Origin of the sequence: Janthinobacterium sp. FW305-129, assembly GCF_020858115.1 — a bacterium.
In the GTDB taxonomy this organism is placed as follows: Bacteria; Pseudomonadota; Gammaproteobacteria; order Burkholderiales; family Burkholderiaceae_D; genus Janthinobacterium.
Genome location: NZ_JACYMM010000004.1, coordinates 35,770 through 57,296, shown reverse-complemented (window position 1 = coordinate 57,296; position 21,527 = coordinate 35,770). Strand labels below are relative to the sequence as shown.

16 protein-coding genes are annotated in these 21,527 nt (G+C 61.6%); 7 read left to right on the top strand and 9 right to left on the bottom strand.

Annotation, left to right across the window (positions count from 1 at the left end):
* Positions 1-91 precede the first annotated feature (91 nt).
* The 4 genes from IGS61_RS09225 to tssK form a co-directional block, all read right to left on the bottom strand.
* On the bottom strand, positions 92-2,302 hold the full coding sequence (locus tag IGS61_RS09225) for an EAL domain-containing response regulator (RefSeq protein ID WP_230539323.1): 2,211 nt from the start codon (positions 2,300-2,302) through the stop codon (positions 92-94).
* A 174-nt stretch (positions 2,303-2,476) separates the two neighbouring features.
* A complete protein-coding gene (locus IGS61_RS09220; protein WP_230539322.1) occupies positions 2,477-4,642 on the bottom strand; it encodes a sensor histidine kinase in 2,166 nt (721 codons plus the stop codon).
* Positions 4,639-7,701, bottom strand: a complete 3,063-nt coding sequence (locus IGS61_RS09215; RefSeq protein WP_230539321.1) for a sensor histidine kinase — start codon at positions 7,699-7,701, stop codon at positions 4,639-4,641. The genes IGS61_RS09220 and IGS61_RS09215 overlap by 4 nt, the downstream gene beginning before the upstream one ends.
* A 165-nt stretch (positions 7,702-7,866) precedes the next feature.
* On the bottom strand, positions 7,867-9,213 hold the full coding sequence (tssK, locus tag IGS61_RS09210; protein ID WP_230539320.1) for a type VI secretion system baseplate subunit TssK: 1,347 nt from the start codon (positions 9,211-9,213) through the stop codon (positions 7,867-7,869).
* Positions 9,214-9,388: 175 nt separating this feature from the next.
* Between tssK and tssF the strand changes: the two genes are divergently transcribed.
* The 7 genes from tssF (at position 9,389) to IGS61_RS09175 (ending at position 18,656) form a co-directional block, all read left to right on the top strand.
* Positions 9,389-11,194 (top strand): type VI secretion system baseplate subunit TssF, encoded by a 1,806-nt coding sequence (gene tssF / locus IGS61_RS09205; RefSeq protein WP_230539319.1) that lies wholly within the window; start codon positions 9,389-9,391, stop codon positions 11,192-11,194.
* On the top strand, positions 11,158-12,183 hold the full coding sequence (tssG, locus tag IGS61_RS09200) for a type VI secretion system baseplate subunit TssG (protein WP_230539318.1): 1,026 nt from the start codon (positions 11,158-11,160) through the stop codon (positions 12,181-12,183). Before tssF ends, tssG begins: the two co-directional genes overlap by 37 nt.
* Before the next feature lie 29 nt (positions 12,184-12,212).
* Positions 12,213-12,467 carry a PAAR domain-containing protein gene (locus tag IGS61_RS09195; RefSeq protein WP_230539634.1) on the top strand — a complete coding sequence of 85 codons (255 nt, stop codon included), beginning with the start codon at positions 12,213-12,215 and terminating at the stop codon, positions 12,465-12,467.
* Positions 12,468-12,479: 12 nt separating this feature from the next.
* Complete coding sequence (locus IGS61_RS09190) at positions 12,480-15,077, top strand: type VI secretion system Vgr family protein (RefSeq protein WP_230539317.1); 2,598 nt, start codon at positions 12,480-12,482, stop codon at positions 15,075-15,077.
* The gene (locus IGS61_RS09185) at positions 15,074-16,996 is read left to right on the top strand and encodes an esterase/lipase family protein (protein WP_230539316.1); all 1,923 of its coding nucleotides are present in this window, start codon (positions 15,074-15,076) and stop codon (positions 16,994-16,996) included. Before IGS61_RS09190 ends, IGS61_RS09185 begins: the two co-directional genes overlap by 4 nt.
* 89 nt (positions 16,997-17,085) lie before the next feature.
* Positions 17,086-18,105 carry a T6SS immunity protein Tli4 family protein gene (locus IGS61_RS09180; protein ID WP_230539315.1) on the top strand — a complete coding sequence of 340 codons (1,020 nt, stop codon included), beginning with the start codon at positions 17,086-17,088 and terminating at the stop codon, positions 18,103-18,105.
* Positions 18,106-18,176: 71 nt separating this feature from the next.
* Positions 18,177-18,656: a GNAT family N-acetyltransferase gene (locus tag IGS61_RS09175; protein ID WP_230539314.1), complete on the top strand. Its 480-nt coding sequence runs from the start codon at positions 18,177-18,179 to the stop codon at positions 18,654-18,656.
* A 4-nt stretch (positions 18,657-18,660) separates the two neighbouring features.
* On the opposite strand, the gene IGS61_RS09170 is transcribed toward IGS61_RS09175, so the two are convergent.
* Genes IGS61_RS09170 through IGS61_RS09150 form a run of 5 tightly spaced genes read right to left on the bottom strand, consistent with a single transcriptional unit; the run spans position 18,661 to position 21,506 of the window.
* Positions 18,661-18,849 (bottom strand): hypothetical protein, encoded by a 189-nt coding sequence (locus tag IGS61_RS09170; protein ID WP_230539313.1) that lies wholly within the window; start codon positions 18,847-18,849, stop codon positions 18,661-18,663.
* Positions 18,827-19,204, bottom strand: a complete 378-nt coding sequence (locus IGS61_RS09165; RefSeq protein WP_230539312.1) for a DUF2750 domain-containing protein — start codon at positions 19,202-19,204, stop codon at positions 18,827-18,829. Before IGS61_RS09165 ends, IGS61_RS09170 begins: the two co-directional genes overlap by 23 nt.
* A complete protein-coding gene (locus tag IGS61_RS09160) occupies positions 19,194-19,478 on the bottom strand; it encodes a hypothetical protein (RefSeq protein ID WP_230539311.1) in 285 nt (94 codons plus the stop codon). The genes IGS61_RS09165 and IGS61_RS09160 overlap by 11 nt, the downstream gene beginning before the upstream one ends.
* Position 19,479: 1 nt before the next feature.
* On the bottom strand, positions 19,480-19,869 hold the full coding sequence (locus IGS61_RS09155) for an Imm1 family immunity protein (protein WP_230539310.1): 390 nt from the start codon (positions 19,867-19,869) through the stop codon (positions 19,480-19,482).
* The gene (locus IGS61_RS09150) at positions 19,866-21,506 is read right to left on the bottom strand and encodes a SulP family inorganic anion transporter (protein WP_230539309.1); all 1,641 of its coding nucleotides are present in this window, start codon (positions 21,504-21,506) and stop codon (positions 19,866-19,868) included. The genes IGS61_RS09155 and IGS61_RS09150 overlap by 4 nt, the downstream gene beginning before the upstream one ends.
* Positions 21,507-21,527: the final 21 nt, after the last annotated feature.

The window sequence follows — 21,527 nt, the reverse complement described above, 5'->3', positions numbered from 1 at the left end:
TATGTGCCAGCGTCAGGGGAAGGAAAAGTGAGAATCCTGCACCGCGCTGCGGCGGACGCACCAGCATGGTGCATCGGCCGCACCGCGGCACTTAGGCCTGGGCCACGGCCAGGGTGCGCCGTTCGCGCAGCAAGTCCGTGAATGGGGCGGCCGCGAGGGGGCGGCTGAAATAATAGCCCTGCATTTCATCGCAGCCGTGTTCCGTCAGGAAATCGACCTGTTCGCGCGTTTCCACGCCTTCGGCGATGACGCGCATGTCGAGGTTGTGCGCCAGCGAGATGACGGAGCGGGCGATGGCCGCGTCGCTGCTGCTGGTGGTGACGTCGTCAACGAAGGATTTGTCGATCTTCAGCACGTCGATGGGGAAGCGCTTCAGGTAACCGAGGCTGGAATAGCCGGTGCCGAAGTCGTCGAGCGAAATGCCCACGCCGATGTCCTTCAGGCGCGTCAGGGCCGCCACGGCCTTGTCCGGGTCGCCCATCACCGTGCTTTCCGTGATCTCGATGCCGAGGCAGGCGGGCGCGATGCCGTATTTGCGCAGGGCCGCCTCGACGAAAGGCACGGTGCGGTCCTGCGCGAACTGCTTGCCGGACAGGTTGACGGCCACCTTGATGCTGCCCAGGCCCGCATCGTGCCACACGCGAATCTGCGCGCAGACGCTTTCGAGCACCCACTCGCCGATGGCCGTGATGGAACCATACTCCTCGGCCAGCGCAATGAACAGGCCGGGCGGCACCTTGCCCAGCACAGGGTTATTCCAGCGCAACAGCGCTTCCGCGCCCAGCATGGCGCCCGTGCGCAAGCACATCTGCGGCTGGTAGTGCACTTCGAATTCATCGCGGCCGATGGCGCCGCGCAGCTGCTGCTGCATGGCCAGGCGGGCGCGGATATCGCTGCCCATGCGCTCCGTGAAGAAGGCGTAATGGTCGCGCCCCATTTCCTTGGCGCGCACCAGGGCCGTGTCGGCGTGGCGCAGCACGTCGTCGAGGCTGTCGCCGTCGGCCGGGCACAGGGCGATGCCGATGCTCGTCGTCAGCGCCAGGCGCTCGCCATCGACGCTGAGTTCTTCGCGCAGGCCGGCCAGGATGGTTTGCGCCAGCGCCAGCGTGCGGCCCAGCAGGGCATCGTCCTGCAGCAGGATCTGGAATTCGTCGCCGCCCTGGCGCACCACCGTGTCGCCCTCGCGCACGCAGCCGGACAGGAAACGCGCCACCACCTGCAGCGCCTTGTCGCCCACGGCCTGGCCGTGCGAATCGTTGATGTTCTTGAAGCGGTCCAGGTCCAGGCACATCAGCACCACCTGCTGGCCGTCGCGCAGGGCATTCGCGCGCGCCTGTTCGAAGCGCTCGCGCAGCAGCACGCGGTTCGGCAAACCCGTCAGCGCGTCGTGGTAGGAGAGGAAATCGATCAGGTGCTGCTCGGCCTTGCGCTCGCTGATGTCGAGGAACACGCCGATGTAGTTGACGACGGCGCCGTCGGGGCCGTGCACGGTGGAGGCGCTGAGCAGGCAGGGATAGGTGTCGCCGCTCTTGCGCCGCGTCTGCACCTCGCCCGACCAGCAGCCGCTGCTGCGCAAGCCCTGGCGCAGCGCCAGCAGCACCGCTTCGCCCGTGTATTCGGCATGCAGGCGCATGATGTCCGTGCCCACCACTTCCTGCGCCGCGTAGCCGGTGATGCGCGTAAACGCGGGATTGGCGGTGACGATGACGCCTGCCGGGTCGGTGATCAGGATGGCGTCCTGGGTGGCTTCGAAGACCTGGCCCGACAGGCGCAGCAATTCTTCATTGGCGCGGCGGATCTGCACTTCGCGCGCCAGGGTGCTGGCCACCTGTTCCAGTTCGGCCGTGCGCTCGGCCACGCGCCGCTCCAGGTTGGCGCGCTCCTGCGCCAGCTGCAGCTGCGCCCGCGCCAGCCGCACGTGGGCATCGGTGCGGGCGAGGATTTCCTCGGCCTGGAAGGGCTTGGCAATAAAGTCGACGGCGCCCAGCGCAAAGCCGCGCACCTTGTCGTCCGTATCGTATTGCGCCGACAGGAAGATCACCGGCACCTGGCTCAGCGATGGAATTTCCTTCAGGCGGCGGCATACTTCAAAGCCGTCGAGGCCAGGCATGCGCACGTCGAGCAGGATCAGCTCCGGCGGGCGCGCCTGGGCCGTCCACAGGGCCAGTTCGCCGTTCGGCGCCTGGCGCACCGCATAGCCGGCGCCACCGAGCAAATCGCTCAACAGCTTCAGCGAAGCCGGCGTATCTTCAACGATCAGTACTTCGCCCTTCGAATTCACTTCCGAAAAATCGCGGTGCATGTAGCAGTTCTCTCAGCTTTGGATGAGGCGCGGCGCTCCGTTGCCGCGCTGGACAAGACATTTCTTTGCGATGAACTACGTATTATCATCATAATCTTTATTGCAATTTAGCACCATCCATCGGCGCCACTTAGTCCGTCTTTTCAGCGAAAACGATGTTGTCATCCCACACTTTTACGCGGGCGCCAGCGCGCCCTCATTCTCCAGCAAGTCGCACAGCTGGCGGTACTGATGCTGGTCCAGCATGGCTTGCAGCGGTGCCAGCACGGGCGCCGCCGCTGGCGGCAAGGCGCCCAGCAGCAGGGCAACCCTGGCCAGGTTCAATTCGCGCAGCGCCACCAGCAAGGCGGCGCGCTCTTCCCCGGCCAGCAGCAGCAAGTCCTGCGCCCGCAGTACCGGCGGGGCCTCGTGCGCGGGCGCTGCCGGCAGCGGCACGGACGCCTGCACGGGCGCCTCGGCCGCCTGCGCGGGTATGCTGAAGCGGAACGTGGCGCCCTGCCCCGGCCTGGACTCCAGCGTCAGTTCGCCTTTCATCAGCTGCACGAATTCGCGCGAGATGGCCAGGCCCAGGCCCGTGCCATCCTTCGGCCCCGCGCTGTCGGCCTGCACGAAAGGTTCGAAGATGCGCTGCTGGTCCTCAGGCGCGATGCCGATGCCCGTGTCGCTGACGGCGAACGACAGCATCCATTGTTCGCCCTCGCGCCGTTCGCCGCGCACGCGCAAGACGACCTCGCCGCCGCCGGCAAACTTGACGGCGTTCGACATCAGGTTCAGCAGCACCTGGCGCAGGCGCGTCGCGTCGAGCAGCACGGCCGGCGGCACGTCCGCGCAATCGAGGCGCAGCGCCATGCCCTGCTGCTCGGCGCGCATGCCCAGCATGTCCATCACTTCCTGCAGCAGCGGAGCCAGCGCCACCACGGCCGTCTGCGCCTGCAGGCGGCCCGCCTCGCCCTTCGTCAGTTCGAGGATTTCATTGATCAAAGTCAATAAATGATTGCCGGAGCGGTGGATGATGGCCAGGTTGCGCTTTTCATCGTCCTGCATGTTCGGCGAGGCGGCCATCAGGCGCGAAAAGCCGATCACGGAATTCAAGGGCGTGCGCAGTTCATGGCTCATGTTGGCCAGGAAGGTGCTTTTGGCGCGGTTCGCCGCCTGCGCCTGGCTGACGGCCACCGACAAGGCGCTCGTGCGCTCGGCCACCAGCTCTTCCAGGTGATGGCGGTGGCGCAGCAGTTCCAGTTCCGCCTCGCGGTGCGCCGTGATGTCGTAGTTCGACCCCACCAGGCGCATGGGCCGGCCCTGGCCGTCGCGGAAGATCACGGCATCGGCCTTGATGTAGCGGATGGCGCCATCGGGCCACAGGATGCGGTACTCGTGCGTGAACGCCTGGCCGGCGCCCAGCGCGGCGCGCAGGGCTTCCTTGGCGGCCGGCACGTCGTCCGGCACCAGCGCCGCGCGCCAGATCGCCGCCGGCGCCATGCAGCTATCCGCATCGGCCTTGAACTGCGCGTACATCTGCTCATCCCACTGCAAGGCGTCGCTGCTGACGTTCCAGTCCCAGATGCCGATGCTGGCCGCGCCGGTGGCCATCTGCACGCGCTCCTCGCTGCGCTGCAAGGCGCGGTAGCGGCTGTCGAGCAGCGCCACCATGTCGCGGATGGAACGGTACAAGGTGCGCAGCTCGCCCAGGAACCACGCTTTCGGCGGCGTGCCGAACGCTTCGCCCTGCCCCGCCTTGACGCCGGCCGCATACTGGCCGATCGCCTTCAGGGGCTTGAGCATCAGACACCACATCAGCAGCCAGATGCTGGCCACCAGGATCACGTCGAGCGCCACGATCATGGCGCCGATGCCCAGCGCGCGCTGCCGCAGCTGCGCGTGCAGCAGGGCCGGCGTCGCATACACGGCAACGCTGCCGATGACTTGTCCGCCCATCGTCACGGGGCGCCGCTGCACCAGCCAGCCAGGTTCCGCGGACAGCGAGGAAAAGCTGCCGATGGCGCCGGACGCAGTGCGGCGCAGGACCAGCGCTTCCTTGCCGATGCCCGGCGTCAGGGAGCTGGCCACCAGGTCGCGCTTGCCCAGCGTGCTGCGCATGATGGCCTGCATCTGCTTTTCATCGAGATTCCACAAGGGCAGCTCGATGGCCACGGCCAGCTGGTCCGCGCTGATGGCCAGGCTGCGGTGCAGCTGCTGCCAGCGCTGCTCGCGTTCGGACTGGTAAAACAGCACGGCAAACACCAGCAGCAGCACGGTGACGACAAAGGTCAGCGCCACGCTGACGGCCAGCACGATGGATACGCCGCCCAGGCGCTCGCCTTTCGGTGCGTGAACGGTCATGCGCCTTCACCCTGCGGCTCGCTGGCCAGCTGCGCCAGCAAGGCGCACAGCGGCTGGTACTGGTGCTGTTCCAGCATGGCGGCGATGTGCGCGGACAGCTGCGGCAGGCTGGTCGCCAAGCCGGCCAGCACGATGGCGCTGCGCCGCAAATCGAGGGCTTGCACGGATTCGAGCAGCGCCTGCCGTTCGGCCCCGCCCAGCTGGGCCAGCTCCCGCTGCAGGTCGAAGGCAGCGGCCGGCGCGCGCGGCGCGGCGGCGGCGCTGCGCTGGAAGCGCAGGCCCAGCTGCTGCTCCAGCATGGCGAACAGGTGTTCCTGCTCGATCGGTTTGCGCAGGAAGCCGTCGGCGCCGGCCGCCAGCGCCTCCTGCTTTTCTTCCTCGAAGGCGGAGGCGGTCATGATCACCAGGCGCGGCTGCACCAGCGCCGGCTGCGCGCGCAGCCAGCGCGTCAGCGCCAGGCCGTCCATGTCCGGCATGCGCCAGTCGCTGAGCACCATGTCGTAGCGCTGCGCCGCCAGCATGGCTTGCGCCTGCGCGCCGCCCGCTGCCTCGTGCAGCTGGAAGCCCAGCGGCGCCAGCAAGCCGGCCAGCAGCTTGCGGCAGTTGTCGTCATCGTCGACCAGCAGCACCATGCGCCCGCGCTGGGCCGGCGGCAGGCGCGCCACGCGGCCCGGCGCCAGCGCCGCGATGGCCGGCTGCTGCAGCACCGGCGCGCGCAGCTCGAAACTGAAGCGGGAACCGGCGCCCAAGGTCGATTCGACGCGCAGCTCGCCGCCCATCAGGCGCACGAATTCGCGCGAGATGGTCAGCCCCAGACCCGTGCCCGCCTGCGCCACGGCGCTGTCGGCCTGCACGAACGGTTCAAAGATGCGTTCCAGATCCTGTTCCGCGATGCCGCTGCCCGTATCGCGCACGGCAAACACCAGCGCCAGCTGCCCGTCGTCGCCCTCCCGACAGGCCAGCGACAGGGTCACGCTGCCCTGCTCGATGAACTTGAGCGCATTCGACAGCAAATTGAGCAGCACCTGGCGCAGCTTGGCGCCATCGAGGCGCACCAGCGGCGGCACGCCGGAGCGCTCGAGCCGCAGGGCGATGCCCTGGTCGCGCGAGCGCATGCGCACCATTTCGAGCACCTCGTCGAGCAAGCCGTTCAAGTCCACGGGTCCCGCCTGCAGCTGCATGCGGCCCGCCTCGATCTTCGACAATTCCAGGATATCGTTGATCAAGGTCAGCAAGTGGTGGCCGGCGCGGTTGATGATGGCCAGGTTATGTTTTTCTTCCTCGAACATGCTGCTCGAATCGGCCATCATCTGCGAAAAGCCGATCACGGAATTCAAGGGCGTGCGCAATTCGTGGCTCATGTTGGCGAGAAAAACGCTTTTCGCGCGGTTCGCCGATTCGGCCTCGGTGACGGCCACCGACAGGGCGGCCGTGCGCTGCTGCACCAGCTCTTCCAGGTGGTCGCGGTAGCCCAGCAATTCCTGCTCGCTGTGCTTGCGCTCGGAAATGTCGACGATGCCGCTGCGTACCAGGCGCCGCCCTTCCATCGGCAATTTGACCAGCCGCACCTCGCAGGGGAAAATGCTGCCGTCGGCGCGCCGCACATGGCGCTCGACGAGGATGGGTTCGCCCAGCATGGCGCGGCGCAAATGCTCTTCCACCATCAGGCCCAAAGGCAGGCCGTCGGGCTGCTCCGTGCTATACAGGTCGAACGGCCCGCGCGCCAGCAGCGCTTCGCGCGACATGCCCAGCATGCGCTGCGCGCTGCTGTTGGCGTCGACGAAACGGTCCAGGTCCAGGTCATACACGACGATGGCTTCGGGCGCGTGCTCGACCAGGATGCGGAAGCGCTGCTCGCTCTCGCGCGCCTCGCTCTCGGCACGGCGCAAGCGCCGCCGCTGCAGCAGCAAGGCGCTCAGCAAGCCGGCCATCACGATGAAGACGCCGCCCACCAGCAGCACGGCGACGCGGTGCTCATGCCACAGCTGCGGCGGCCGGTTGAAGAACAGGGTGTGCGGCGGCAGGCGGCTGATGTCGGCGTCCCAGCGCTGCAGCTGTTCCCAATCGTACATGGGCACGGGACGGGCCGGCGGCAGCAAGGCGCCCGGCGCGGCAGGCGCCTTGCCCGCCAGTACTGCCAGCGACAGCTGCGCCACCTGCTGCGCGGCCTGTTCGATGTGCAGGATGGAGCCGCCCAGGATGCCCTTGCCGACCGTCGCGTTATACATGCCGAAGGCGGGCACATTCGCCAGCCGCGCCAGTTGCGCGGAAAACTGCACGGGCGTGGCGATATTGCCGGCCACGTCGCGGTTGACATTGCCCGCCACCAGCAAGGTATCGGCGGGCAGGTGCGCCACCGCCGCGCGCATCTGCGCCAGGGTCAGATCATCGAGGTAGCGCATGGCCACCTTGCCCTGCCACGCCAGCGCCGCCTGCTGCATGTTGCGCTTCAAGGCCTGGTCGGCCTCGCTGGCGCCGACGGCCATGACGATGGTTTTGGTCTCCGGGAACAGCGCCATGGCCTGCGCCAGGGTGCCGGGGAAATCGACATTCGCCTTTTGCTGCCAGATGGCCAGCGGGCTGCCGGCCGGCAAGGCCTTGCCCGAGGTATTAATCGCCAGCACGGGCACACCGCGCGCCAGCGGCGCCAGGTCCGACAGCAAAAAATCGAGCGCCGGCTGCTGCATGGCGATGATCAGGTCGGCCTTGCGTCCCATCATCTGCGTGTATCTTAAAAGCAACAAATCCCGCATCTCATTGCGCAGCGCCGGGTCGCCCTGGGTATTGAGGCTCAGGTGCTCGACCATGATGTCTTCGCTGGCCAGGCCCGCAGCCACCATGGCGGCCACATAGGTGCGCGTGTACGATTCCACGCCGGCGCGGCCGTAATCGTAAGCGTTGAGGAACAGCACGCGCTGGCCCTGGTGCGGCGGCGCAGCGGCCGGCACCGATGCCGATGCCGGCAAGGCGGCACAGAACGCCAGCAGCAATGCGCGCCCACAGCGGCGCACCGCCGCCCTTCCGCCGCCAGGCCGCAAGCCGCCAGACACCTCACGCATCATTCGCCATGCCCATGCTCACCCTCGCCTGTCACCATGTTTCACCTATGCGCCGGCCATTCAGCCACCGACACTTACAAAAACATGATAACGTCAACTGCAGGGGCAAGTCTATTGCTTAGGACAATCATTTGACAATACACCCGCCCGCAACACCCGTCATCGTTATGCAGCCGTGCCGCTGATACCGAACAATTCCAGCTTCAGCCCTTTTATGCCGGCCGGCACGTAAATCGCAATCGCCTGCGCCTTGATCATGCTGTCATAGATACTGCCCTTGCTATCGATGGAAAAGTAATACGTATTGGGCCGCACCGGCACTTCGGCGGGAACCTGGGCCATATGGCGCAACTCGGCACCCGGAAGCGCCCGGGCCAGCAATAGTTCGATATTGTCCGGAGATGAAATCTTGAACTGCAACGGTACCGTGGCAACCAGTTCCAGCGCTGGCATATCGGCGTTTACCGCCAGGCAGAGTTCGGTCTGGCGGTCTATCCGCTTGGCATCGAGCAAACCGTGATAGTGGGTGTTTTGTTGCGCATCGTTGGACAGGGGAATCGGGAAGTAGCGCGACAGGAGCACCGTATCGATCAGGTCGCGAATGATGCCATCGAGCTTGCCGAAACCGGGAGCCGCATCATCGTGAGAATAAGACGGCAAGTCGCTCAGCGTGTATTTTTTTGAAAACGTCATCAAGCCGCCGGCCAACGCCATCAATTTTTCAAACAGATACACGGGATGGTGGCGCCGGTAGCTGGCGCAATGACTGAGCATGGCGCTGGCCGTGCTCAAGGTATGCAGCATCCAGAACGAGGAAACATCACCGCCATAAAATTCCACCGTATTGTTACCGGGCTGACGGTGGCGGCTGTACAGCGCTTCAATTTTCGCGCCCATGCGGTCGATCAGCGAATCGAGCAGTTTCTGCAGCGAGGGATCGGCGCTGATGGTCAGGCCAGGCGGCATGAAGGCGGCATCGATGTCAAAGCTGCCGTTGCCAGCGCGGTACAAACGGATCACCGGGATGGCAAGGTAATCGTTCAGGGGATCCAGTTGCGACAGCAGATACACGCGTTTCTTCAGGTAAGCGACGTCTATGCTGACTGCCTCGCTGTACAGATCCGGGGTTTCGATATCCGCCTGGACATAGCGGGCGCCCGCTGAGCTCACATTGCCGCCATGTGCCTGCAGCGCGGGCAGCGCGGCATAAAACGTAAAACTATGTTCGCTGGCAGGCAGCCTGGACAGGTCAACCGCACTGGGCAATATATCGCCAAGCGGCGCGTCAAACAGTTCTCCATCCTGAAAGACGAGCGACATGGCATCCGCCCGCAAGCTATTGTTGGCCAGCGCATCCGCGTTCCAGCTGATGCCATGCACGCCCCATAAATGGGGATTCATCAATGAAGCCAGACGTTGCAGGCGCGCTTCATGGTAGCGGTCCAGCTGCTGGAATTGCTGGGGACCGATGGCCAGGCCTTCGGACCAGAGTAATTTGGATGGCAATGTCATGGCGTTCTCCATATTGACCATTGGAATCATGCTGCCTTGCCAGTCTGATGTTGTCAGTTTGAACGTCCTTGATGTTGCGCAGCAACCCTGTTCAATTATTTGCGCAAACGCAATTTACCTTGGAGCAAACGCTCGGATACTGGCCATTCCGCCGCCAAGACACAGGAAAAGAGAGATGGAGGACTTGCTGCCGTATTTCGAGCGCGAGCTGGTGATGTTGCGGCGGCATTGCCGCGAGTTTGCCGAACGCTATCCGAGAATCGCCGGCAAATTGCACATGTCCGGCGAGTCGTGCGAAGACCCGCACGTGGAACATTTGATCGAATCGGTGGCCATGCTGGCGGCACGCATCTCGAAACGGCTCGATGACGACTATCCGCAATTTACCGAAGCCCTGTTCGAAGCCCTGTTCCCGCATTATCTGCGCCCCTTTCCATCCTGCAGCATCGTGCGCCATTGCGCCCCAGCGGCTGGCGCGGGCGTCTTGCACCTGCCGGCCGGCAGTGAAATGGATGCAGCGCCCGTGCGCGGCGTGCGCTGCCGCTTCAAGACGGTCTATGAGCTGACGACCGGCGCATCGGTACTGGACAGCGCCGTTTTCGATGCGATGATCAAGGCGCCGCCGGGCTTGCGCTTGCCAGTATCGGCCAGTTCCTCGCTGAACATCGGCCTCCGGCATCTCGATGCGGCACCCGCATCGCTGCGCGTCTTCATCGATGGCGAAGCTTCTTTTTGCGCCGCATTGCGCGATGCCTTGTTCATGCAGACAGTCTGCGCTTTTGTGTCGACCGAGGCGGCGCAATGGACGGCATTGCCCACCGTGCCGTTGACGCCCGTCGGCTTCGCCGACGCGGATGCCTTGCTACCTTTTGGCGCCCGTTCGCAGCCGGCCTACCGCATCCTGAGCGAGTATTTTGCGTATCCGGAAAAATTCAATTTCTTTGACATCGATGTCGCGGCGCTGGGCGCGGCCCTGCCGCCAGCTTGCCAGCGCTTCACCCTGCATCTGTGCATGGCCGGTTTGCGGCCCGATTCCGCCGCGGCCCGCATGTTGTCCAGCATTTCCAGCGAAAACCTGAAGCTGGGCTGCAGTCCGGCGGTCAATCTCTTCCGCCAGGAAGGCGTACCGATCTCCGTCACCCGGCAGAAAACCGACTACTCCGTGCTGGCCCATGCCACCCATGCGCATGGCTACGAAGTCGTCACTGTCGATGCGGTGCGTTTGCTGCGCCAACGCGGCGGCGAAAGCACGCTGAGCGAATTTCGCCCCCTGTATAGCCTGCGCCATGGCGAGGGGCCGGCGCAACAAGGCCATTACTGGATCATGCGCCACGATACGGCGTTGGCCATCAAGAGCCCTGGTCACGAAAAGAAAATTTCGCTGGTCGATGGCGACTTCCATCCACTGATCCATGAAAAGGCCAGCCTGTCGCTGTCGCTGACATGCAGCAACCGCGATCTTCCCCTGGCACTCAAATACGGCCAGCCGCAAGGAGACCTGCAGCCATGCGCTGGCGGGCCGGCACTGCACATGCTGCGCCGTCCCAGCCAGCCGCGCCGCTTTTCACCGGGCGCGGGCCTGCACTGGCGCCTGATTTCGCACCTGGCGCTGAATCATCACGCGCTGGTCCAGGAGGGCCTGCCGGCGCTGCGCGAAATGCTGACGCTGTATGACCTGTCCCAATCGGCCACCTCGCAGCGCCAGATCGGCGGCATTGTGGCATTGGCTCACGCGCCCACCACGACATGGCTGCGGCACAGGCGCGGCACCTCGCTGGCGCACGGCGTGGAAGTGCGCATCACGCTGGACGAAGAAGCCTTTATCGGCAGCGGCATGCACCTGTTTGTGCAGGTGATCGATCACTTCCTTGGCCTGTATGTGCAAATCAACAGTTTCATTGAACTGGTGGTGCTGTCACTGCAAAGCGGAGAGGAGCTGATCCGATGCAAACCAAGAAGCGGATTGCAGAATCTGGTGTAGTCCAACACTTGTTCGCCGAGCCGTACCGCTATCAGTTCGTGCAGGCGGTGCGTATTCTGCTGTGCTGGCTACGTCAGCAGAACGTGTCCCATGCACAAGCCTTCGGCCAGGTGCTGCGCTTCAGAAACAGCCTGTCCTTGAGTTTTCCGGCCAGTGAAATCGAGCGGCTCTCGCTCGACGAGAATGAACAGCTGATCCTGATACCGGCGTTCATGCGCTTTCTGGGCGTCGGCGGCACCTTGCCCTTGCATCACTCGGAACGCATCGCCGCCTACCGCTTGTCGAGCAAGGACGCCGGCGTCTCGGCCTTCCTCGAGATCTTTTCGCACCGCATGGTCGCGCTGTATTACCAGGCGTGTGAAAAGTATCGGCTGGAATCCATGCTCCAGACCCAGGCAAAAGACGAGCAACTACTGTTGTTGTCGGCACTGGCCGGCGTGCAGCGCGATGCGCTGCCGTCAAGCGGCGAAGCCGGCGCCGTGACGCAGGACGTGGCGGCCTGGTACGCGGGTCTGCTGCGCTGCCGCCCCGTCTCCGCGCAAGCGATAGGCCCCGTGCTGGCCGAGTACTGCGGCGTCCCCGTCGCCCTGCAACAATTTGTCGGTGGCTGGGACTATCTGGAAAAAGACCGGCGCAGCCTGCTGGGCAGTGTCAACTTTACGCTGGCGCGCGGCGCAACCGTGGGCCTGCGGCTGTGGCGCCAGGACATGCGCATCTGCCTGCATATCGGCCCGCTGGATCCGGCCGGCCTGCAGCGCTTCCTGCCGCGCAGCGCTGGTGCGGCGGCACTGGCAAAGATGCTGGCGCTGTTTGGCGTCCCGGACTTGCAATATGAAGTGCGGCTGATACTGAGCCCGCCGTGCATCGGGCCCCTGCTCCTGAGCGCCAGCCCTTCAGAAAGGCGGCGCCTGGGCTGGACGACGTTCTTGCAGACGGCGCAAGGCAAGGTGCGCGGCGCCGAAGTGCGTTATTTGCTGCAGCTGGATTGAACAATTCATCTCTGGAAAGCGAGGCAAGCATGAAACATGCGGGACGCGGCGTCATCCGGCTCGGAGACGCAACCGATCACGGCGGCAAGGTCACCAGCGCATCGTCGGGCAGCACCGTGATGGGGAAGACGGCGGCGCTGGCCGACGACACAACCTTCTGCCCCAAGTGCAAGGGCAGCTTCCCCATGACGCCGGACGGCGCCGGCGCAAAACACATGGGCAAGCCGTACGCCTATGACGGCGATGCCACCGCCTGCGGTGCCCGCCTGATCACATCGCTATAGCGGAGGCCGGCCATGCATGCAAGCACACAGGCGGCGCTATCGGTCTTCGACCTCGCCGCGCAAGAGCGGCGCCTGCTGAAAATCGAGTTCCCCCATGACGATGGGCCAGCCGGCGCCATCCTGCTGGTCAATTCGCTGTCCGCCAGGGAAGAAGTATCGCGCGACTTCCGTTTCGAAGCCGAATTGCTGTCGGACGACGCGCACATTGCGCTCAAGGCCATGATGGGCCGCATGGTGACCATTTCCATGGTGCGCGACGATGGCACGCTGCGCCACTTTAACGGCTATGTGGGCGAGTTTTGCCTGCTGCGCGCCGACGGCGGCTTTACCTGGTACCGCATGGTGCTGCAACCATGGCTGGCCTTTGCCCGGCTGCGCCAGGACAACGTCTCCTTTCATGGTCAAAGCGTGATGCAGCTGACCGAAACAACGTTTGCGCACTACGGGCAGCGCGACTGGAAAACCAGCATCCATGGCGACGATCCGCAGATAACCTGCGCCAACCAGCACAATGAAACCGACTACAACCACCTGCACCGGCGCTGGGAAGCCCTCGGCTGGCATTACTGGTACGAGCACCGTGCCGATGGCCATACCTTGTGGCTCGCAGATAACAGCACCCTAGCGGACATGATCGCCACGGCATCCGGCGACGGCGCCATGCGTTTCCACTCCGGGTCGGGTTCCATGGAAGACGATGGCTTACAACAATGGCAAGCCGTGCGCCGGATCGGCTCCGGGCAGCTGACCTTGGCCAGTTTCGACTATAAGAATCCGCAGCCACGCCTTTCCAGCGGCTACTCCCTGAATCGCCAGGGCGACGTATTTTCCCACGAACTGTATGAAAACACGGGCGCCTATGGCTACAAGAATGTCAATGATGGGGAATCCCTGGCACAGCGCCGCATGGAAGAAAGCGACCATCTGCGCCAGTATTTCGAGGCGGCAGGCAATCACCGTGGCGCACAGCCCGGCCTTTGTTTCCGGCTCGATGGGCATTTCAGCGCCGAGGAAAAACGCTATCAGCCTGGCCAGGAGCGCCCAGACAGTATTGCCGAACGCGAATACCTGATCCTGTCAGCCGAGCATATCGCCAGCAATAACTATCAGGCAGGCCCCAGCGCGCCATCGGATTATGCGAACACGCTCGTATGCGTGCGGCGGGACATCCGCTGGCGGCCGGGCCGCGGCTACAACAGCACGCCATGCATCGTCGCCGGCGTGCAGACGGCGCTGGTGGTCGGGCCGGCCGGGGAAGAAATCCATACCGACGCCCTGGGACGCATCCGCCTGCAATTTCACTGGGACCGCCTGGGTACATTCGATGAACGCAGCTCGCCATGGATAAGAGTCATGATGCCGATGGCGGGAGCGCAAATGGGACAGATCGCCTTGCCCCGCGTGGGACAGGAAGTGGTCGTGCAATTCCAGGACGGCAATATCGACCACCCTATCGTCATCGGCGTCGTCTACAACAGCGCCAATCCGCCGCCGTGGCAATTGCCGCAGCAGCGCGCGCTGTCCGGCGTGCGCAGCCGCGAACTGGGCGCCCGCAGCGCCAACCATCTGGTACTCGACGACACCAAGGGCGCGATCCAGGCACAGCTGCGCAGCGAACACCAGGACAGCCGGCTGTCATTGGGCAACATCACCCGCATCGACGACAATGCCGGCCGCAAGGAAGCACGCGGCGCGGGCTTTGAATTGGCCAGCAACGCCTGGGGCGCCCTGCGCGCCGCCAAAGGCATGCTGATCACCACGGAAACATCAACAGGAACTGGATCGGTCAAACAGCTCGACGAAACGCAGTCCCGCCTGGCGCAGGCGCGCCAACTGCATGAGGGACTGGCCGGCATGGCCGTCGATGCGGGCGCGCAAGACAGTACCGCACAGCAAGGCGCCGTGGCCGACGCCATCCAGCGGCAAAACGCCGCCATCAAGGGCAGCGGCGGCGATTTCCCGGAACTGTCCGAACCACATTTGCTGCTGGCCAGCCCGGCAGGCATCGAACTGAGCACGGCCCAGTCCATCCACCTGGCCGCCAGCGAGCATGTGGCGCTCAGCAGCAGCAAGCATATTTCACTCGCCAGCGGCGACAGCATGTTTGCCAGCATCGCCAAGAGCTTCAGCCTGTTCGTGCACAAGGCCGGCATGAAACTGATCGCCGCCAGCGGCAAGGTGTCCATCCAGGCGCACAGCGACGAGGTGGAAATCCTCGCCCGGAAAGTGCTGTCGCTGATCAGCGAAGCGGACTGGGTCAACATCAAGGGGAAGAAAGGCGTACGCCTGCACGGCGCCAACCACATGCTGGAAATCAGCGACAAGGTGCAGTTCTTCACCTCCTCACCCGTGCTCTTCAACGGCAACCTGGAAACCCTGGCGCCGAAGAGCGTGTCGCAGGAATTCAATGAGAGGCCAGTGGCGCGTTTTGATCAGGCCGTTCGACTGCTGCAAGTCGATGGCACACCCGCTCCCGATATAGCTTTTGAGTTAATACGCGAAGATGGCCACAGAATCAGTGAAAAAAGTAGCAGTGACGGGCACACCCCAGTACAGAAAGGAGACGGCATGGATAGCTACACAATACGCTATAAGGGAGAACTTCCATGAGTGACGATACGGATCTGAATGAACACGGCAATCACCAAGGCGAATTTCGGCAGACTGTTGGCGGATGGGCTGAGTACACCGTCAATATGACTGAAATAAACGACACGATTCGTCATGACGTAACCATTCCTCCTGGGAAAATAATTCCTATCATCTTTTTACCAGGCGTGATGGGTAGTAATTTACGCATGAGCAAGGTACGCCAGAAAGAGCTGGACAAAAGCGATAACATCTCCTGGAGGCCAGATGACATGATGAGCGTGGCCGGAAAATGGAGTGTCGTAGAAGGTTATGGCATCGGTGGATGGTATAAAAATGCATCACCGAGAGATCGACAGATGGCCCTCGATCCAAATGAAACCGAGGTCGAATATTATATTTACAGCACAAATCAAGGAAGATTTGAACCAAGTGGCAACATCACAGGACTTTCCGATTTTCGCCACACCAACATTCCACATGATTTTGCTGGAGTGCCGCCATTGATTGCCATTAGTCCAAGAAAAATAAAAAAGAATGCAAAGTACAACATTCCAGGAATAGTAGATACCTCCTTACCCCCAGCCTTGCGTGAAACACCGGCACAAATTGCACGTTGGCGCGGCTGGAGCGAGATACTTTTTATTGGGGCTTATGGTGAAATGCTAAAGACTGCGGAATTTTTCATGAATAACATTGTCAGAGACAAAAATATTCTTCCCCATTGGCAGACAAGAGATATTCACTCCAATAAAAATCAAGGTCCATATCCTGAAATTTCAAAATTAGTGCTACAAGCACCCAGCGCCTTCGGTGCCACATCCGGTACTGCAATTACCGAGGCTGATCTAAAAAAAATATCTCCATGCTGGTATCCTGTTCACGCCATGGGCTACAACTTCTTGCAGAGCAATGCTATCTCCGCCGGCGTCATCGCTGAGCGGATACGTGGACTTGTCAAAGGCTATGTGGGCTGCGGATTCAAATGCGAAGAGGTCATTCTCGTCACACATAGCATGGGAGGTCTGCTTGCACGCACCTTAATGCATCCAAGTTATGGAAATCTTGTTAACGACAAGGAAGTAAAAGTACTTGGCGTCTATCATAACGTCATGCCGTCGATAGGTGCCGCAAGCGCCTATAAACGTATGCGCTTCGGTTTTTTGGAAAAATCTGGCCCATTCAATAAAAAGACGGCACAAGTTCTGGGAATTAACGGAGAGCATGCAACTGCAATGGTAGCAAATGCTCCAGCTGCATTGGAAATGATGCCGAGCGTTGCCTATGGCGCGAATTGGCTCAAAGTCGTGGACGACAAAGATCGAATTTTATGGAGCTGGCCGCAAGAAGGTCAGAACGCACTCGATAGCATTTATCTACGACCAAGCAGTAATTGGTGGCGCCTTATCAATCCGACGTGGGTAAATCCAGCTAACATTCCCCATGAAAAAGGTGGTGGATTAAAAAATGTAACCCAACGAATAAAAGATGCTTTTGCATTTTCACAATCCATCGAAAAATACTTCCACAAACAAACATACGCTAGTTACTGCGAATCAAAAGACTACCTGTCTTATGGCGAGGTAATCTTCAAAGTTACTGAGGGCATGGGTGGTGGACTGACAGATTTTTTTAAGAACTTTACTCCTCCTCATGCAGAGAAATGGAAACTAACCAACGATGATGCAAAAGGAACCCTAACCGTTCAAACTGGATCACGCATACTAAAACTCAAGTTGCAGCCTGCAAAAGAGCTTGGAGATGAAACAGTTCCAGCAATCCGGTCTGCCCGCCATATTACAGGAAATATTTTTCGTCATGGATTAGCAGATGGTAGCGGCTATGAACACCAAAATAGTTACTTGAACAAAAACGTGCTTGCATCTATGCTTTACTCCATAATTCAAATTGCAAAATTAGCAAATTGGGATAAAAAATGAAATCAATTTTTATTAAATATATTTTAATAATTTTCATATATCTCCCCATAATTGCTTGCACAAAAAATTCTATGATTAAGGAGGAAATTATGCCTGAAAAAACGAAATTGAATGGTCGATTGGAAAAAATGTTTTTAAAAACTAAATTATTATGTTTCGGCCGCTATGCCTTGGAAGTTCCAGTCGAATCGAAACTTATTATTGGAAGCAATACTATTGACGCGAAAAAAATAACAACAAATAATTTGCATTTTAAAATAGAAAAAGACATAGAAGAAATTCTTAAAAAAAACAAGAGCGCAGAAATCACATACAACCTTGAAGGCCCAATTGAAAATAGTTGGCAATTACGCTATTACAACAGCATTCATGCAAAGGAAATGAAATTTCTATTTTTTAGAACTTATATTACAAAAGGAGATTTTACATTTATTGCTGGAGATGCTGTAGATGTGGATATCGGTGAACGAGAAGAAGAAATTGCTCGTCGACAACTGCTTCTCGCAAAAAACATACGGTTGCGTGATACGGAGGAAATTCCTTCAGATCCTGGCGTTTGCTTCGAACATGGCTTCCTAGCAGAAAGTTTATATAAAGAGCAAGAGATTGATAACGTCGGAATTCATTTCCCAAGTATTCCTGATATAACTTTTTCGGTGAGTTCCAACAAGGATGCATACGGCGATTACTCTTCAGAAGAATTTGAGAAGCGCCTGCGTGGCGAATTATCCTTGCTCAACCGCATACAGAGTGCAAAAGACATACAGGGGGCGACTTATCCCAAGCGGAACTTGTTACGCGAAGGGAAGCGGGACGTTCAGCATTGGAAGGGGGAAGAGTCACTCATCCTGCGCCCTGATGGAGTACATGATTTTGAATGGGCATTGGTAGGCAAACCGAAAGACATCGCAAATCCATCTGTGCTGGAAGTCAAGATGTACACCAAAGTCGCCCACAACATGGTCGGCGCCGCCGACGCGGCGTCGCTGACCGACGAAGAGGCCATCGCCTTGTGGGACAAGCTGCTGTCCGGCCTGAAGTTCCGGGTGAAGGTGCCGGGTGCGCCGCCGGGTTCGTATTACATCGATCCGGACAAGCCGGCGCAGTGACGATTGACAAACTCATGCTGGCGCCGTGCCAGCCATTGCGCTAGCATGCTCCTTTTGCCCGGAAAGCCGCCATGCCCATCACCCTGCGCCCCGCCCTGCCCTCCGATATCGATGCCCTGTGGGCCCTGCGCACGGTGGCCGTGCGCGTCAGCTGCGCCACGCATTATGCGCCGGAGCAAATAACTGTTTGGACAGCTACGCCCGTGCCGGCATCGTATGCGGCCATGCTGGCTGCCGGTGGCGGCATCGTCGCCATGCAGGACGGGGCCATTGCCGGCTATGCGATGCTCGATGCGGACGAGCAGGAAGTCGATGCCGTGTTCGTCGATCCCGCCTGCGGGGGACTCGGTATCGGCAAGCGCCTGCTGGCGGCGCTGGAGCAGCTGGCGCGCGGGCGCGGCATCGCGCGCCTGCACCTGTCCGCCTCGCTCAATGCGGAACCGTTTTACCAGGCCGCCGGTTTTGTTGCCTTGCGCGCAGAAGCGTATGCGCATCCCAGCGGCATCAGCCTGGCCAGCGTGGCGATGGAAAAGGAGTTGACGCCCGCCTGAACCTTCAGTCAGGCACAGTGCCTGCCTCGGACTCGGCCAGGCATTGCTGCAGCTTCGCGATCAGGGCGCGCACTTCGTCGTCGCCCAGGTCCAGCGGGTCGCCCTGCGCGCCGACGGCGATCAGGCAGATGGCCGAGCCGTCGTACCAGGCATCCAGGCGATCCTTGCGTTCACTCATATTGTTCTGATTCATGCTGCAAATCCCTCAGTAAATCGCCAGGCACCGCGATGGCGCCCGCTCCTTGCGGCACGGGAAAGACGGACGCCAGCTGCAAGTTGCCCGCCATGCCGGGCAGCCACCTGGTCAAAAAATCGCCGAGCGCGATGGCGCGCGGCTGGAAATGTTCCCACTCGCCGCCGGCGCACGCTTGCGCGAACGCCGCTTCCGGCCAGAATGGGATCGCCACCTGTCCATGGGCTTGCGCCGTGGCCCAGCCGTCGTGGTGCAAGCCCCACACCTCTTGCGTATCGGCTACCTTGCGCACAAAGTAAGCATGGCGTTCGGCGGACGGCAGGCCCATCACCTGCTTGAGCTTTTCAGGATGCACGGTTTTCCCCTGCCTCGTCCCATACCCGCAGCTGCGGCGCGCACCAGCCCGTCACGATGTCGAGGGCGTCCAGTATCACGTCTTCCAGCGGCCCCTCCTGCGCGCCGTCCTGCGCAGACGCGCGCAATTCCTGCAGCAAACCGGCCACTTGTTCCGCCGTCACGCCGCTGGCGTGGTAGCGTAGCAGGATGGCGCGCAGCGTCAATAGCCCTGCCCTGGCATCGAGCGCGGCTAGCAATTCCCTGTCGATGTCAGCGATGATGGTGTGCGCCATATCAATCCGCCTCCCAGGCGATGGCGGCCGGCCGCGCGCCGCCTGTCTTGAAGAACGCGACGAAGGCGCGCTGGCATTGTTCCAGATCAATGCACCACGCTTCCGGATACTCGTCCACCTGGCCGTTCGACAGCAGATAGCTGCAAACGCCGTCCGCCTCCTCATCGCCCAGCGAGTGAAAACTCAGGTCATCCTGTCCCGACAGGTACATCAGCCAGGCGTTGCCGCCATTGCGCAGCATGCACAGGGCCGGGCCCTGCTCCGCATCGCTCGCCATGGTCAGCCACAGTTCGCACTGGGCCAGCGCGCGCGCTTCCTGCAGCATTTGTTCCAGCGCAAGGATATTGTCAACGGCGCGCGCCTCGCCATGCAAGTTCAATTCCATCGTCATGTTTTGCTTCCGCTCAAATCGTTCATCGCCAGCGCCGTGCTCAGGTACAGCTTGCCGCTCAGGTCTTGCAATAAACTGCTCTGGCGCAAACGGTCCATCACGGGCCCCTTCACTTCGGCCAGGTTCAGGCTGATGCCGCGCTTGGCCAGTGTGCTGTTGAGTTCGATCAAGCCCAGCAAGGCCGTGCTGTCGATCTGGTTGACGGCCGACAAGACCAGCACCAGGTGGCGCGCCGTCGGGTGGCCGCGCAGTTCGTCTTCCACGCGCTCCGTGACGGCTTCCACATTGCCGAAGAACAGGCCAGCATCAATGCGCAGCAGCAAGACGTCGGGCAGGGTTTGCGCCTCGTAGCGCTCCACGTTGCGGAAGTGCTCGCTATTCGGGATACGGCCCAGCACGGCGATATGCGGGCGGCTGGCGCGCCAGATCAAGGTCCCCATCGACAGCAGCACGCCGATCACGACGCCCGCTTCCACGCCCAGCACCAGCACGCCGGCCGTCGTCGCCAGCAGGGCCAGCGCATCGCTGCGGTCGTAGCGCCACGACAATTTCAGGGTATCCCAGTCCAGCAGGCTGCTGACGGCAAAGATGATGGTGGCCGCCAGCACGGGCAGCGGCAGCAGGGCCAGCCAGCCCGTGGGCGCCACCAGCGCCAGCGCCAGCAAGCCCGCCGTGATGATGCTGGCCAGCGGCGTGTTCGCGCCCGCCTGGAAATTGACGGCCGAGCGGGAAATGGAACCGGTCACGGGAAAGCCGCCCGACAGCGCGCTGGCCACGTTGGCCGCGCCCAGGCCCAGCAGTTCCCGGTTCGTGTGCAGTTTTTCACCGCGCTTTTGCGCCAGGGTCTGGGCCGCGGACATGCTCATCAGGAAGACGATGAAGGCGATCAGCAGCGCCGGCGACAGCAGGGTGCGCCAATGGGCGCCAGACGTGGCCAGGTTCAGGCCCGGCAAGCCGCTGGGCACGTGGCCCGTCGTCTGCACGCCCATCGCTTCCAGGCCGCCATAGGCGACGAGGGCGATGCCGGCCAGCACCAGCGCCATCGGCGCCAGGCGCGCGCCCACGTCGGCGGCGACTTTATTCAAGCCGCAGCGCTGCAACAGCCGCGAAGCATAGCGCTTGGCCAGCCACAGGAACAGCAGGCCGGACAGCCCCAGCACGAGGCTGGGCGTATGCCAGTGGGGAAGCGTTGCGCCCAGCAGGGGCGTGATCTGGCCCCAGATGATCAGGATGGCGGCGCCATTGCTGAAACCGCTGATCACGGGGCGCGACAAAAAGCTGGCCATGAAGCCCAGGCGCAGCACGCCGCACAGCAGCAGGACGAGGCCGCTGATGAAGGCCAGCTGGGCGGCCAGCACGATGTACAGCGAGGAACCGGGGTCGGCCAGCGGCGCCAGGGCCGCGGCCGTCATCAGCGAAACGATGGCCATCGGGCCCACCGATTGCGTCATGCTGCTGCCGAACAAGGCATACAGCACGGGCGGCAAGATGCTGGCGTAGATGCCCACCACGGGCGGCAAGCCGGCCACCAGCGCGTAGGCCATGCCTTGCGGCACCATCATCATGGCGACAACGATACCGGCAGTGATGTCCCCGGCCAACAGAGGACGCCGGTATTGCCTGAGCCAGAGCAGCATGATGAAATCCCAAAATCTGAA

Excerpts from the sequence above, each read along its gene's own strand:
- IGS61_RS09225 (WP_230539323.1), bottom strand. The coding sequence starts at position 2,302 with ATGCACCGCGATTTTTCGGAAGTGAATTCGAAGGGCGAAGTACTGATC.
- IGS61_RS09220 (WP_230539322.1), bottom strand. The coding sequence starts at position 4,642 with ATGACCGTTCACGCACCGAAAGGCGAGCGCCTGGGCGGCGTATCCATC.
- IGS61_RS09215 (WP_230539321.1), bottom strand. The coding sequence starts at position 7,701 with ATGCGTGAGGTGTCTGGCGGCTTGCGGCCTGGCGGCGGAAGGGCGGCG.
- tssK (WP_230539320.1), bottom strand. The coding sequence starts at position 9,213 with ATGACATTGCCATCCAAATTACTCTGGTCCGAAGGCCTGGCCATCGGT.
- tssF (WP_230539319.1), top strand. The coding sequence starts at position 9,389 with ATGGAGGACTTGCTGCCGTATTTCGAGCGCGAGCTGGTGATGTTGCGG.
- tssG (WP_230539318.1), top strand. The coding sequence starts at position 11,158 with ATGCAAACCAAGAAGCGGATTGCAGAATCTGGTGTAGTCCAACACTTG.
- IGS61_RS09195 (WP_230539634.1), top strand. The coding sequence starts at position 12,213 with ATGAAACATGCGGGACGCGGCGTCATCCGGCTCGGAGACGCAACCGAT.
- IGS61_RS09190 (WP_230539317.1), top strand. The coding sequence starts at position 12,480 with ATGCATGCAAGCACACAGGCGGCGCTATCGGTCTTCGACCTCGCCGCG.
- IGS61_RS09185 (WP_230539316.1), top strand. The coding sequence starts at position 15,074 with ATGAGTGACGATACGGATCTGAATGAACACGGCAATCACCAAGGCGAA.
- IGS61_RS09180 (WP_230539315.1), top strand. The coding sequence starts at position 17,086 with ATGCCTGAAAAAACGAAATTGAATGGTCGATTGGAAAAAATGTTTTTA.
- IGS61_RS09175 (WP_230539314.1), top strand. The coding sequence starts at position 18,177 with ATGCCCATCACCCTGCGCCCCGCCCTGCCCTCCGATATCGATGCCCTG.
- IGS61_RS09170 (WP_230539313.1), bottom strand. The coding sequence starts at position 18,849 with ATGAATCAGAACAATATGAGTGAACGCAAGGATCGCCTGGATGCCTGG.
- IGS61_RS09160 (WP_230539311.1), bottom strand. The coding sequence starts at position 19,478 with ATGGCGCACACCATCATCGCTGACATCGACAGGGAATTGCTAGCCGCG.
- IGS61_RS09155 (WP_230539310.1), bottom strand. The coding sequence starts at position 19,869 with ATGACGATGGAATTGAACTTGCATGGCGAGGCGCGCGCCGTTGACAAT.
- IGS61_RS09150 (WP_230539309.1), bottom strand. The coding sequence starts at position 21,506 with ATGCTGCTCTGGCTCAGGCAATACCGGCGTCCTCTGTTGGCCGGGGAC.